The following is a 13593-nucleotide window of genomic DNA, read 5'->3' as shown; positions in this document are numbered from 1 at the left end:
AGGCCTTGATTCTGACTGATGGGGTTTTTGTTTTTCGAAGGATAAGGATATGAGCTTCCTGGTTAAAGGGAGTAGGCATATAGAAAAAGAGGAAGAAATGTCGCATTTTTCTGCTGTTTTATGACCTTATATTTGACTTTATGTATAAAATCTATTTGTCGTGTTTATTATGTATAGATTGCATAAAAATTAGATGAAATATCCTTGACAGTGTTATAGAAGAATATATAATATAAAGTAAGGGATTGGGCCCAAATATAAAGGAGGAAAATGTTGTGAAAAAGATGAATAAAAAGCTCTTTCATGCATTTATGACGCTGTTGTTAATAGTATCGGTATTCATACCTCTACTAAAAACAAGTTACACAGTTAAAGCGGACGAATTACCGTCAAACAACTATACGATGACAACCTCTCCAACCATTAATAATAATCGGTTGGTTGATGGTGCCAAGTATGGTGAAGGAAAGTTCTATCTGAATCCGACCTACAAGTTTGATAATTCTGCCACTTTGAAGAACGGGGACTTTATGGTTTATAAAGTGCCAAAAGAGTTTAAAGTTGAGCGCGACATCACGACAGATATCTATGCCAAGGATGGAGCTACTAAAATCGCAGAACTGCAGACAAATGCTGCAACTAATTCTGCTACAGTGACCATCACTAATGAAGAATACTTCAAAAATCTGACAGAAGATCGCGAATTGACTGCTTTGTTCACTGTGGTTTGGGCGGATGATGTCGAGTTAAATAAGGAATACAGCATTGATATTCCTGGTGCAGGGGCATATAGATTGACTCGTATCGTACCAGATGATGATCCTACTGGTTATACCAAGTGGGGTGTCCAAGATGCTGATGATCCTAATTATGTTAACTGGCGTATCCGTATCAATCGTTATGTAAAACCTGTTACAGGAGTTAAGATTGAGGATACAATCCCTGAAGGTCAAGTCTTAGCAAGTGAAATTACTGGATATTACTTTACTGAATGGAATAAGGCTGAGGCTCGTCCAAGACTGGATGCTTCACATGTAAATGTTACGGGTACAAATTCTTTCACTATTACTCCAAATGGTAATGGAGACTTGAGTACACAAGGTCTGTATGTTTTGTACCGTACTCGTTTGACTGCTCCAGTTGACAATACTACCAAGAAAGCATTCAACAATGTGAAAGTGACAACATCAGATGGTGTATATGATGTAGATGGCTTTGCTCCTCTAACAACTACTGAAGGAATTGGATCAGGTGCTCGCCCTTCTAAAGTTGAATTTGAAGTTACAAAGCAACTGAATGGTGGAACATTGAAAGGTGATGAATTCATCTTCCAATTGATTGATCCAGATGGCAAAGTAGTTGAAACGGCAAAAAACAACAAAGACGGACAAGTTAAATTTAAAGCAATTAAATTCTCAACAGCTGGTACTTTCAAATACCAAATCAAAGAAGTGGATGAGAAAGAACCAGGCTATGTTTATGATAACAAGACCATTAATGCTGAAGTTACAGTAACAGATGTCTATGGAGAAAAGTTTGCAAGTGTTAAATACGACAACAAAGTATTTGTAAATTCTTACTCTGCTAAACCAACTACAGCAACTATTGAAGCAATTAAAGTTTTGAAAGGCAGAGCCCTTGAAGCTGACAAGTATGAGTTCGAGCTCAAAGAAGGCGATACAGTCGTTGGTACAGCTAAAAATAAAGCAGATGGTTCAGTAGTTTTCCCAGCAATTGAGTATACTGCTGCAGGCCCTCATACATATACAATTACTGAAAAAGCTGGTAATGAACCAGGTGTGACTTACGACACAGCTTCACACACAGTAACCGTAGATGTTGCGGATAATGGACGTGGTCAGCTTGAAGCAACTGTTCCAGCTGAGAAGCCAGTCTTCACCAATACTTATGCTGCAAAACCAGGTAAAAAAGTAATTGAAGCTAAGAAAGTTCTAAATGGTAAAGAACTTGAGGCCGACAAATATGAGTTCGAGCTCAAAGAAAACGACAAAGTAGTTGGTACAGCTAAGAATACTGCAGATGGTTCGATTAGTTTCCCAGAAATTGAATACACTGAGGCAGGGACTTATACTTACACTATGTCAGAAAAAGCTGGTAATGAACCAGGTGTGACTTATGACAAAACTTCACACACAGTAACTGTAGATGTTGCGGACAATGGTCAAGGTCAGCTTGAAGCAACTGTTACAAGTGAAAAGCCAGTCTTCACCAATACTTATGCTGCGAAACCAGGAAAAACAGTAATTGAAGCTAAGAAAGTTCTGAATGGCAAAGCCCTTGAGGCTGATAAATATGAGTTTGAGCTCAAAGAAAACGACAAAGTAGTTGGTACAGCTAAGAATACTGCAGATGGTTCGATTAGTTTCCCAGAAATTGAATACACTAAGGCAGGAACTTATACTTACACTATGTCAGAAAAAGCTGGTAATGAAGCCGGTGTGACTTATGACAAAACTTCACACAAAGTAACTGTAGAGGTTGCGGACAATGGCCAAGGTAAGTTAGTATCTACAATTACTGGCAATAAACCAGCATTTGTGAATAAATACACTGCACCAACTCCACCGCCAACTCCAAATCCGCAACAACCAACTCCAGCCACTGCAACTATTCAAGCAAACAAAGTCTTGACTGGTAAAGAGCTGAAAGATGGTCAGTTTGAATTTGAGTTGACTTATCAAGGTAACGTAGTGGATACTGCTAAGAATAAAGCGGATGGTTCGGTAACCTTTAAATCACAAAGCTTCACTTCACCAGGTAAGTATGAATACACTATTACTGAAAAAGCTGGTAATGAAGCAGGTGTGACTTATGATAAGACAGTTCACAAAGTGACTGTAGAAGTTGCTTATGATACGAATGGTAAACTTGTAGCGACCGTTACTGGTAACGGACCAACCTTTACCAATACGTATGCTGCTAAAACACCTCCAACATCATCTGAAGAAAAACCAAAACCATCAGGTGATAAGCATGAAGATCCTAAGAAGGAAGAACCTAAAAAAGAAGTGAAGAAAGAATTGCCTAAGACAGGAACAGCTGAGTCCTCAGCCTTCTCTGTTCTTGTTGGCTTCCTGCTTCTTGCAGCTTCAGTCTTCTTATATCGTACTAAAAAGGTTAATTAATCTTTGGGTTTAAAAAGAAAGAGAGCGATGGAAAACCTTCATTAAAAAGGTTTCTCGCTCTCTTTTTTATTTAAAATAGTCCTAAACTATGATATTTTGATATAATGGTGACATGAGTAGAATTTTAGATAATGAACAAATGATGGATGAAGAAATGGTGGAGCGCACGCTTCGACCACAATATCTGCAGGAGTATATTGGCCAAGATAAGGTCAAGAATCAGTTGAAGATTTTTATTGAAGCAGCAAAACTAAGGGATGAGGCTTTGGATCATGCTCTTTTATTTGGCCCTCCTGGACTGGGGAAGACGACCATGGCTTTTGTGATTGCCAATGAGCTGGGTGTGAATATCAAGCAGACTTCGGGACCAGTTATTGAAAAAGCAGGAGATTTGGTTGCTATTTTAAATGATTTAGAGCCTGGTGACGTTCTTTTTATCGATGAAATACACCGTCTGCCAATGGCAGTAGAAGAAGTCCTCTACAGTGCTATGGAAGATTTTTACATCGATATCATGATTGGTTCAGGGGATGCTAATCGTAGTGTCCATCTTGATTTACCACCGTTTACCCTCATAGGTGCCACCACGCGTGCAGGAATGTTATCCAATCCTCTGAGAGCTCGCTTTGGTATCACAGGGCACATGGAGTACTATGAAGAAGCTGATTTGACTGAGATTGTTGAGCGAACGGCAGAAATTTTTGAGATGGATATCACTCATGAAGCAGCTAAAGAACTGGCTTTGCGTAGTCGTGGCACCCCTCGAATTGCCAACCGTCTATTGAAGCGAGTTCGAGATTATGCTCAGATTATGGGCAATGGTTTGATTGATGAGACAATCACAGATCAAGCTCTTTCCATGTTAGATGTGGATCATGAAGGTTTGGACTATGTCGATCAAAAAATTCTGAGAACTATGATTGAGCTGTATGGTGGTGGTCCAGTCGGTCTAGGTACTTTGTCAGTAAATATTGCTGAGGAGCGTGAAACGGTCGAAGATATGTATGAGCCTTATTTGATTCAAAAAGGCTTTATCATGAGAACGAGAACGGGTCGCGTTGCAACTCGAAAAGCCTATGAACATTTAGGTTATGAATATATGGAGAAATAGGCTTATGGAAATAGAAGAGAAAAATCTTCTAGACCTTTTCTATGCTGATCAACATCTAATGACTGTTGTAAAGATTATTCGAGAGTTGAATTTACAGGATAGCTGGCTGGCAGCTGGAAGTGTTAGAAATTTCATCTGGAATCATTTATCCGATCGGGAAAAATTTGATTTTGAAACAGATATAGATGTGATATTCTTTGATCCGACAGTCTCTTATGAGGAGACGTTACAAATTGAGAAGCGCTTGAGAGAAGCTTATCCACTCTATAGCTGGGAAGTAAAGAATCAAGTTTATATGCATATTCATAGTCCTAATACTAAGCCTTATACTAGTTCACAGGACGCTATGAGTAGATATCCAGAAACCTGTACAGCTCTTGGTTTACGTTTATTAAAAAATGATGATCTTGAGTTATTCACGGCTTATGGCTTGATTGATCTTGTTAACTTTCAAGTCAAGCCCACACCGCATTTTTTAGCGGATGAGGAAAGGATTAAACTTTATAGAGAACGTTTGGAAAAGAAAAAATGGCAATCTAAGTGGCCTAGGTTGGACATTTATTTGCCAGAAAAAGAAACTTAAAATTGCTTTAAGATAATTTTAAGTTGGCTCGAGTATACTGTAATCATAAGTTAAGGATACTTAGCTTGAACTCCTAAAACTTTTCTTTTTCATAATAATCTCCCTAAAAGACCACCCAATCAGGTGGTCTTTTCCTGCTTATTTGGAAAGGAGAAAAATGCTAAATTGGCAGAAAAGCGTCCAGTTTTTTTGGAGGTCAGCAACCTATTTAATGTCATTTTCTGATATAATTAAGAAGAGGTATTTCTATGAAGAAAATTGTATTTGTTTGCTTGGGCAACATCTGTCGGAGTCCGATGGCTGAATTTGTTATGAAAAGTTTGACTGATAAATTTCATATTGAAAGTCGGGCAACTTCTAATTGGGAACATGGAAATCCAATTCACCAAGGGACTCAAGCAGCTTTGAATGAGCATGCGATTATATTTGATGTTGAAAAAACTTCTCTGCAGATGTCTGAAAAGGACTTTGCCTTCTTTGATTATATCGTTGGTATGGATGCTTCCAATGTGGCAGATTTAAAAGAGATGGCCCCTCGGAAATACCAGGATAAGATATATCAATTTATGGATAAAAGTGTACCAGATCCTTGGTATACTAATGATTTTGATGAAACTTACCGGTTGGTTCAAGCGGGATGTGAGCGCTGGCTGGAACGTTTGGATGGATAAAAATGGATAAATTAAAAGAATTTTATAATCGTTACCAGCATTATTTGACAAGAACAAATTTTGAGATAGTTGCTGTTACACTAATTGCTTTGTCTGCGATTTTAGTTTTTACTTCTAATATTCCAGATAAAGGGGTGCTTACTCTTGATAAGGGGGCTATTAAGTATGATGGCAGTCTGGTTCATGGAAAGATGGATGGTCAAGGAACTTTGACTTTCAAAAATGGCGATAAGTACGAAGGAGATTTCAAAAATGGAATCTTTGATGGCAAGGGGAAATTTACCTCTAAGAGCGGTTGGAAGTACGAAGGTGAGTTTAGTAAAGGCCAAGCGGACGGCCAAGGCACTCTAATAACCGAGCAAAAGGTCGTTTACAAAGGAAAGTTTAAACAAGGAATTTATCAAAATGCGCATTAAATGGTTTTCATTAGTAAGGATAGCAGGTTTGCTTCTCGTTCTACTCTATCATTTCTTCCAGGGAGTGTTTCCTGGAGGCTTTATTGGGGTGGACGTTTTCTACGCATTTTCTGGGTTCTTGATCACCTCACTCCTGATTGATGAATTTGCTAAACGTCAAGAAATTGATGTCTTAGGATTTCTAAGACGACGTTTTTATAGGATTTTTCCGCCTCTGGTCTTTATGATTCTGATCACTCTGCCGTTTACCCTCTTCATTCGCAAAGATTTTGTGGCTGGTATTAGAACGCAGATAGCGGGTGCCCTAGGTTTTGTAACAAATTTCTATGAAATTTTATCGGGCGGTAGCTACGAGAGTCAGTTTGTACCTCATTTATTTGTACATACTTGGAGTTTAGCACTTGAGGTGCATTATTATATTTTGTGGGGATTGGCAGTCTGGTTCTTGGCTAAGAAAAGTCGGAGCCTCGGCCAATTTCGAGGGATGATTTTTCTGATTTCGACAGGGATTTTCTTATTTAGTTTTCTGTCTATGTTTGTAAGTAGCTTTTTCACTAAGAATTTTTCTTCACTTTATTTTTCAAGCTGGACACATATCTTCCCCTTCTTTGCTGGGACAGCTTTAGCTACAGTTTCTGGTGTTCAAAATGTAGGTGCAAATTTCAAGAAACTAGAACAGTCTTGGAGCATGAAGCAGACGATAGCCACTATTGGTGGTGGTTTTGCCGTCTTAATTCTTCTAACCTTCCTGCTTCGTTTTGATAATATCTTCACTTATTTAGTCGGCTTTCTCCTAGCAACGATAGCAGCCTTGGCCATGATTTTGGGAGCTCGTGTTCTCCATGAAAAGACGCTGAAGCTGGCTGAGCCAATCTGGGTCACATTTATTGCTGATACGAGTTACGGTGTTTATCTCTTCCATTGGCCTTTTTACATTATTTTCAGTCAGCTGATGGGAAATGCAGGAGCAGTAGTATTAACTACTCTTCTATCCTTTGCCTTTGCAGCAGTCTCTTTCTATATTTTGGAACCTGTTTTAGCGGGAAGAAAACCAGATTTGTTTGGTATTGAGCTTGATGTGAAATCAATTGCGAGACCGATTTTTTATAGTCTGGCCCCTCTGGGACTCATCTGCTTCTTTATTATCTTTACTTCACCTAAGGTTGGAGCTTTTGAGGAAGACTTAATGATTAATGCCTTGAATCAAGCGGATAGTAAGATGCAATTAACTCGTAGCCAAGCGGACCAAACAACAGCTACTGATTACAATGTGGCTCCTGGAACGACCTTGATAGGTGATTCTGTAGCTTTGCGGGCTAATGACTGGTTACAAGAAGCTATTCCTGGTGTGCAATTGGATGCAGCTGTCAGCCGAAATTTGGAATCAGGTTTAGAGGTTTATCAAACAGATATTAGCAACAAGGTTCTTCTGCAAAATGTAGTCCTTGCTTTAGGTGCTAATACAGTTCCTAATTACGAAGAAGTGCTTAATAAACTGGTTGAAAAACTTCCTAAGGGACATCGTTTAATCTTAGTGACCCCTTATGATGGACGAGTTGCTGGAGATGAAAACAGCGATCTGGTAAAAACTCGGCAGTACCAATTGGAATTGGCAAAGAAATATAATTATGTTCATGTAGCTGATTGGTATCAAGCAGCCATTGATAATCCTGCTATCTGGTATGGAACAGATTACGTTCACTTTGGCACTGAGTCACAAAGCATTGCTGCAGGTGGTCAATTATATGCTCAAACAATCAAGGCTACGCTTGATGAAGCTAATCAAGGCCCTGTCAAACCTTAATTTAATGATGAATATAAAGGCCCGAGCTTCGGGTTCTTTATATATAATATATGAAAGCGCTTACTTAATTTTTACAAGCTTCTGTGAAAATATGTAAACAAATCTATGTGAAATTAAATTATTACAAAATTTGATTTCACAAAAAAATAGAGGTAGTCGCAGCAATAAATGGAGATTGAAATATATTTCACAAACAATAATAAAAAAGTTTGTGAAATGTAAGCGAAAGTGTTTACAAAGGAAAGCAAATGGGTTATAATGAAATTGTGAAAAAATTAACAAAGGATAAATTCCTTGAAAGCTATGGAGGAAAATATGGCTGATAAAAAAACTGTGACACCTGAGGAAAAGAAACTCGCAGCTGAAAAGCATGTAGATGAGTTAGTACAAAAAGCCTTGGTTGCTCTTGATGAAATGCGCAAATTAGACCAAGAACAAGTCGACTACATCGTAGCTAAAGCTTCTGTTGCAGCACTTGATGCCCATGGAGAATTGGCGCTTCATGCTTATGAAGAAACAGGTCGTGGGGTCTTTGAAGATAAGGCAACAAAAAACCTATTCGCCTGTGAACACGTGGTAAACAACATGCGTCACACGAAGACTGTTGGTGTTATCGAAGAAGATGATGTAACAGGTTTAACTTTGATTGCTGAGCCGGTTGGTGTTGTCTGCGGGATTACTCCTACAACAAACCCAACTTCAACTGCAATCTTTAAGTCTTTGATTTCATTGAAGACTCGTAACCCAATTGTCTTTGCTTTCCACCCATCTGCTCAAGAATCATCTGCTCATGCAGCTCAAATCGTTCGTGATGCAGCAATCGCAGCAGGTGCTCCTGAAAACTGTGTTCAATGGATTACCCAACCATCTATGGAAGCAACTAGTGCTCTTATGAACCATGAAGGAGTAGCAACGATCCTTGCAACTGGTGGTAATGCAATGGTGAAGGCAGCTTACTCATGTGGCAAGCCAGCTCTTGGGGTTGGTGCCGGAAACGTACCAGCTTATGTGGAAAAATCCGCTAATATCCGTCAAGCAGCGCACGATATCGTTATGTCTAAGTCTTTTGACAATGGTATGGTCTGTGCCTCTGAGCAAGCCGTTATCATTGATAAGGAAGTTTATGACGAATTTGTAGAAGAGTTCAAGTCTTATCATACTTACTTTGTAAATAAGAAAGAAAAAGCTCTGTTGGAAGAATTCTGCTTCGGTGCTAAGGCAAACAGTAAGAACTGTGCTGGTGCGAAGCTCAATGCAGATATCGTAGGTAAGCCAGCAGCTTGGATTGCAGAACAAGCAGGATTTACAGTTCCAGAAGGAACCAATATCCTTGCTGCAGAATGTAAAGAAGTTGGCGAAAAAGAGCCGTTAACTCGTGAAAAATTATCTCCAGTTATCGCAGTTTTGAAATCTGAAAGTCGTGAAGACGGAATTAACAAGGCTCGCCAAATGGTTGAATTTAACGGTCTTGGTCACTCAGCAGCGATCCATACTGCAGATGAAGAATTGACTAAAGAATTTGGTAAAGCAGTTAAAGCTATTCGTGTTATCTGTAACTCACCTTCTACTTTCGGTGGTATCGGGGACGTTTATAATGCCTTCTTGCCATCATTGACACTTGGATGTGGTTCTTACGGACGCAACTCAGTTGGAGATAACGTCAGCGCCATCAACCTCTTGAACATCAAAAAAGTCGGAAGACGGAGAAATAACATGCAATGGATGAAACTTCCTTCAAAAACATACTTTGAACGTGACTCAATTCAATACCTTCAAAAATGTCGTGACGTAGAGCGTGTCATGATCGTTACAGACCATGCTATGGTAGAGCTTGGTTTCCTAGATCGTATCATCGAGCAACTCGATCTTCGTCGTAATAAGGTTGTTTATCAAATCTTTGCTGACGTAGAACCAGAGCCAGATATCACAACAGTTGAACGTGGTACAGAGATCATGCGTTCCTTCAAACCTGATACAATCATTGCACTTGGTGGTGGTTCACCAATGGACGCAGCTAAAGTAATGTGGCTCTTCTATGAACAACCAGAAGTTGACTTCCGTGACCTTGTTCAAAAATTCATGGATATCCGTAAACGTGCCTTCAAGTTCCCATTGCTTGGTAAGAAGACTAAGTTTATCGCAATCCCAACAACATCTGGTACAGGATCTGAAGTAACACCGTTTGCCGTTATCTCTGATAAGGCTAACAACCGTAAATACCCAATCGCTGACTACTCATTGACTCCTACTGTAGCCATCGTAGACCCAGCTTTGGTATTAACAGTTCCAGGATTTGTTGCTGCGGACACTGGTATGGACGTATTGACTCACGCAACAGAAGCATACGTATCTCAAATGGCCAGCGACTACACTGATGGTCTTGCTCTTCAAGCAATCAAACTTGTCTTTGAAAACCTTGAAAGCTCTGTGAAGAATGCAGATTTCCATTCGCGTGAAAAGATGCATAATGCTTCAACAATCGCTGGTATGGCCTTTGCCAATGCTTTCTTGGGTATTTCTCACTCAATGGCTCATAAGATTGGTGCGCAATTCCACACAATCCACGGTCGTACCAATGCTATCTTGCTGCCATACGTAATCCGTTACAATGGTACACGTCCAGCTAAGACAGCGACATGGCCTAAGTACAACTACTACCGTGCGGATGAAAAATACCAAGATATCGCTCGTATGCTTGGTTTACCAGCTTCTACTCCAGAAGAAGGTGTGGAATCTTACGCAAAAGCTGTCTACGAACTTGGTGAGCGAGTTGGTATCCAAATGAACTTCAAGGCTCAAGGAATTGATGAAAAAGAATGGAAGAAACATTCTCGTGAATTGGCCTTCCTTGCTTATGAAGATCAATGTTCGCCTGCTAACCCACGCCTTCCAATGGTTGACCACATGCAGGAAATCATCGAAGATTCTTACTACGGTTACAAAGAACGTCCAGGACGTCGCAAATAAGTATATGGCTGAAGGAGTGAAAAACTCCTGTAAAGATCATAAAAACAAAAATCCCTCGCTCGCATGAGTGAGGGATTTTTGTAGATGGATCAGTGAAAATGTAGTCTGAATTCTTTTGATATTTTTATGAGGAGTGCTTGTAAGATATTCTTTTATAGGCTACCGTTTGGTTGTTTTTGAGCTTTATTTTATGTTAAGATAAGAGTAAAATGCGAAATGGAGTATTGTGTGGTATTGTTATCAATATGTGCCGGTTTGGTAAGTGGTATCTGCTGGCTCGTTGGAGATGTTTTATTAGTTGGCTTTGAAGTAGATCAGAAACGTTATAGTCAGTTTACTAAAGGGAGCTTGATTGGTAACAAGGAGTTGGCGATGCTGATGTTATCTGCTTCTAAAAAACGACTGCGTTGGGGCGCTTTGCTAGCTAATTTCTCTATTCCGTTGATGTTAGCTGGACTTTATAGTCTTTTTATGCTAGCTCATCTATCTATGTGGAATTGGTTAGCGATTGTATTTTTGGGAATCGGTTTTGTTTTGTCACCAGTGGCTCATGTTGCTTTTTACTATGTGGGGATTATTAGCAAGGTAGCTTATGAGCAGAGTGAGGGTAAATCTTGTTCAGTTTCAAATGCAAAGCTTATTAATGAAGTAGTGTTGTTTTTGGATATAACCTGGCGTGTAGCTGTTGGAGTGACAGCTTTGGGCTGGCTGGTTTATTCTTTTCTCATCTTCACAAATCAGACAATTTTACCATCTTATCTGGGAATTTTAACCCCCTTATTTGGTAGTCTATGGGTGATTTTACTTGTTAAAAAGCTGAAAATAGGGGGCCCTTATCTGAATGGTGCGGCTTTCAATGTTGCTTTTACCATCTTTTTTATCCTTGTTTTATGGTATTATCTTCATCCGTTTTAATGAATTTAAAAAGTCAGATCAGGCTTGATTCTTATTTGTAAATGTAAACGGAAATTGTATTTGAATGTGACCTAGCAGTAGTTTATTATACACTTTTAGATGTAGAGGTATAAATTGCATAAGCTTTGACTAGTATGCTGAAGTAATATAAAAATGATTGGAACAATCCAATCATTTTTTATATTACATTTGTATCATGTGCTCTTTTATTTATTAACCAAATATACGTGCAAGAGCGTATCCACCAAAGAAGCCCCCGCCTAAACCTGCAACAATTCCTGCTCCAATTAGAAAAGGTGCAATTCCTCCAGCTGTATTTTCAAGTTCTTGTTCAGTTAAAGCTTGAAGTGATGTTGTGTTTTCAAATTTAGTCATAATGTTCTCCGTTCTTTTTAGTTAAAATGATTTAGGCCGACGATAATACCTGCAAAAAATCCTAAAATCAAGGCAAGTGTAAATGCAATCGCGTATCTATATTCGTAAACTTCGTTTAAAAATTGGTTTTTCATAGTATGATTATTTTCTATTTACACGATTTAAACCAACAGCAATTCCTCCTGTGAAGCCCGCAGCAGTAGCAGCGCCCCAGATTGCCCAGATGGCTACGGGGATAACCCCCCCTTCAACATTCATTAATTCGTCTTCAGTTAGGGTGAGGTAGTGGTTTTCAATTGTTGTCATATTTTCCATTGTATATTCTCCTTTATTATACAGGTTACCAATTGTTAAGTTGGTAGAAGTGAAGCTAGCTTTAGGACTAGCGGTTGAGCCTTATCTCATCTATGGTCTAGAGAATGAGAAGTGAAAATCTAGAGGACCGTCGATTTCCTGAAGGTGCTTGGCGTCTAAAAAACCATAAGGCAGGCATGGCAACTCCGCCACATGTTTTCTCTAACTCTTGTTTGCTTAGTTCTTTGAATTCTTTCATTATTATCTCCAATCTTTTAGATTTTGAAAAATAGAGGCCAGAAAAGTGGTAATAAAAACATCTTGCTACTCCTTTACAGTTTGTTAAGCGATTTTGCTTACACTTAACTATTCGCAGGAAGATGAGAAAAATGAAAAAGAAAGTAAAAAAATCTTTGTTTTTTATTTTATGGAAATGGACTAAATTCTGAAACTACTTTCAGAGTTTTGTGAAAAATACTAAAAATAGGAAACTAAAATCTAAACGCCAGAAAATGTTGAAAGCGCTTTAATAATTATATATAATGACATTATAAAACAAACGGATCATTATTAGAAAAAGAGGAGATTGCCTATGGCACAGATTTCCAAAGAGAATCTAATCAAACAGATTAGAGATGGGATCATCGTATCCTGTCAGGCCTTACCTCATGAGCCGCTATATACAGAAGCGGGCGGAGTAATTCCACTCTTGGTTAAGGCAGCTGAGCAGGGCGGTGCGGTTGGTATACGAGCCAATAGTGTTCGGGATATTAGAGAGATTAAAGAGGTGACCTCTCTTCCTATTATCGGGATTATCAAGAGAGACTATCCTCCGCAAGAACCTTTTATCACTGCTACCATGAAAGAAGTGGATGAACTGGCAGAATTAGATATTGAAGTGATTGCAATGGATTGTACTAAAAGGGATCGCTTTGATGGTTTAACGATTGAGGAATTTATTAAGGAAGTCAAGAGAAAGTACCCTAAACAGTTGCTGATGGCAGACATTAGTACTTTTGAAGAGGGAGTTGCAGCGGCAGAAGCGGGGGTTGATTTCATCGGAACTACCTTATCTGGCTACACTTCTTACAGTCCAAAAGTAGACGGACCTGACTTTGAACTCATCAAAAATCTCTGTGATGCAGGTTTGGATGTCATTGCCGAAGGGAAGATTCACTATCCTACAGATGCCAAAGAGATTCATGACTTAGGGGTTCGTGGTATTGTGGTTGGAGGGGCAATTACTCGTCCCAAAGAAATAACAGAACGCTTTGTAGCTGCTGTAAAAAAATAGGAATAATTTTACTTAAC

At 39.1% G+C, this 13593-nt stretch carries 11 protein-coding genes; 9 read left to right on the top strand and 2 right to left on the bottom strand.

Annotated elements, in window-relative coordinates; genetic code table 11:
- The first annotated feature begins 275 nt into the window (after window positions 1–275).
- From O3640_RS02585 to O3640_RS02550, 8 genes are all read left to right on the top strand, one after another.
- Window positions 276–3146 (top strand): Spy0128 family protein, encoded by a 2871-nt coding sequence (locus O3640_RS02585; RefSeq protein WP_227227190.1) that lies wholly within the window; start codon window positions 276–278, stop codon window positions 3144–3146.
- A gap of 112 nt (window positions 3147–3258) precedes the next feature.
- Complete coding sequence (gene ruvB / locus O3640_RS02580) at window positions 3259–4257, top strand: Holliday junction branch migration DNA helicase RuvB (protein WP_195321779.1); 999 nt, start codon at window positions 3259–3261, stop codon at window positions 4255–4257.
- A 4-nt stretch (window positions 4258–4261) separates the two neighbouring features.
- Window positions 4262–4840: a nucleotidyltransferase family protein gene (locus O3640_RS02575; protein WP_195321777.1), complete on the top strand. Its 579-nt coding sequence runs from the start codon at window positions 4262–4264 to the stop codon at window positions 4838–4840.
- 248 nt (window positions 4841–5088) lie between these two features.
- Entirely contained in the window at window positions 5089–5511 is a 423-nt protein-coding gene (locus O3640_RS02570; RefSeq protein ID WP_011999658.1) for a low molecular weight protein-tyrosine-phosphatase, read from the top strand.
- Between the two features lie 2 nt (window positions 5512–5513).
- Window positions 5514–5927 carry a hypothetical protein gene (locus tag O3640_RS02565; RefSeq protein ID WP_118105411.1) on the top strand — a complete coding sequence of 138 codons (414 nt, stop codon included), beginning with the start codon at window positions 5514–5516 and terminating at the stop codon, window positions 5925–5927.
- Window positions 5917–7731 carry an acyltransferase family protein gene (locus O3640_RS02560; RefSeq protein ID WP_195321775.1) on the top strand — a complete coding sequence of 605 codons (1815 nt, stop codon included), beginning with the start codon at window positions 5917–5919 and terminating at the stop codon, window positions 7729–7731. The genes O3640_RS02565 and O3640_RS02560 overlap by 11 nt, the downstream gene beginning before the upstream one ends.
- Window positions 7732–8046: 315 nt before the next feature.
- Window positions 8047–10698, top strand: a complete 2652-nt coding sequence (adhE, locus tag O3640_RS02555) for a bifunctional acetaldehyde-CoA/alcohol dehydrogenase (RefSeq protein WP_195321773.1) — start codon at window positions 8047–8049, stop codon at window positions 10696–10698.
- Window positions 10699–10926: 228 nt separating this feature from the next.
- Complete coding sequence (locus O3640_RS02550; RefSeq protein WP_061604016.1) at window positions 10927–11613, top strand: DUF6796 family protein; 687 nt, start codon at window positions 10927–10929, stop codon at window positions 11611–11613.
- A 213-nt stretch (window positions 11614–11826) separates the two neighbouring features.
- Here the strand turns inward: O3640_RS02550 and sthB are convergent, their stop codons facing one another.
- Window positions 11827–11988 (bottom strand): class IIb bacteriocin STH2, encoded by a 162-nt coding sequence (gene sthB / locus O3640_RS02545; RefSeq protein ID WP_011999663.1) that lies wholly within the window; start codon window positions 11986–11988, stop codon window positions 11827–11829.
- Between the two features lie 141 nt (window positions 11989–12129).
- Window positions 12130–12303 (bottom strand): class IIb bacteriocin STH1, encoded by a 174-nt coding sequence (sthA, locus tag O3640_RS02540; RefSeq protein ID WP_011999664.1) that lies wholly within the window; start codon window positions 12301–12303, stop codon window positions 12130–12132.
- Window positions 12304–12874: 571 nt separating this feature from the next.
- On the opposite strand from sthA, the gene O3640_RS02535 reads away from it, so the two are divergent.
- Window positions 12875–13576 carry an N-acetylmannosamine-6-phosphate 2-epimerase gene (locus O3640_RS02535; RefSeq protein WP_195321771.1) on the top strand — a complete coding sequence of 234 codons (702 nt, stop codon included), beginning with the start codon at window positions 12875–12877 and terminating at the stop codon, window positions 13574–13576.
- Window positions 13577–13593 lie beyond the last annotated feature (17 nt).

This window comes from Streptococcus sp. 27098_8_75 (assembly GCF_041432475.1).
Classification (GTDB): domain Bacteria; phylum Bacillota; class Bacilli; order Lactobacillales; family Streptococcaceae; genus Streptococcus; species Streptococcus gordonii.
The sequence above is the reverse complement of the archived record's forward strand: the minus strand, read 5'-3'. Positions and strand labels throughout refer to the sequence as shown.

What these genes read in the sequence shown, in the direction of transcription:
- ruvB (WP_195321779.1), top strand. Translation starts at nt 3,259, where the DNA reads ATGAGTAGAATTTTAGATAATGAACAAATGATGGATGAAGAAATGGTG.
- O3640_RS02575 (WP_195321777.1), top strand. Translation starts at nt 4,262, where the DNA reads ATGGAAATAGAAGAGAAAAATCTTCTAGACCTTTTCTATGCTGATCAA.
- O3640_RS02570 (WP_011999658.1), top strand. Translation starts at nt 5,089, where the DNA reads ATGAAGAAAATTGTATTTGTTTGCTTGGGCAACATCTGTCGGAGTCCG.
- O3640_RS02565 (WP_118105411.1), top strand. Translation starts at nt 5,514, where the DNA reads ATGGATAAATTAAAAGAATTTTATAATCGTTACCAGCATTATTTGACA.
- O3640_RS02560 (WP_195321775.1), top strand. Translation starts at nt 5,917, where the DNA reads ATGCGCATTAAATGGTTTTCATTAGTAAGGATAGCAGGTTTGCTTCTC.
- adhE (WP_195321773.1), top strand. Translation starts at nt 8,047, where the DNA reads ATGGCTGATAAAAAAACTGTGACACCTGAGGAAAAGAAACTCGCAGCT.
- sthB (WP_011999663.1), bottom strand. Translation starts at nt 11,988, where the DNA reads ATGACTAAATTTGAAAACACAACATCACTTCAAGCTTTAACTGAACAA.
- sthA (WP_011999664.1), bottom strand. Translation starts at nt 12,303, where the DNA reads ATGGAAAATATGACAACAATTGAAAACCACTACCTCACCCTAACTGAA.
- O3640_RS02535 (WP_195321771.1), top strand. Translation starts at nt 12,875, where the DNA reads ATGGCACAGATTTCCAAAGAGAATCTAATCAAACAGATTAGAGATGGG.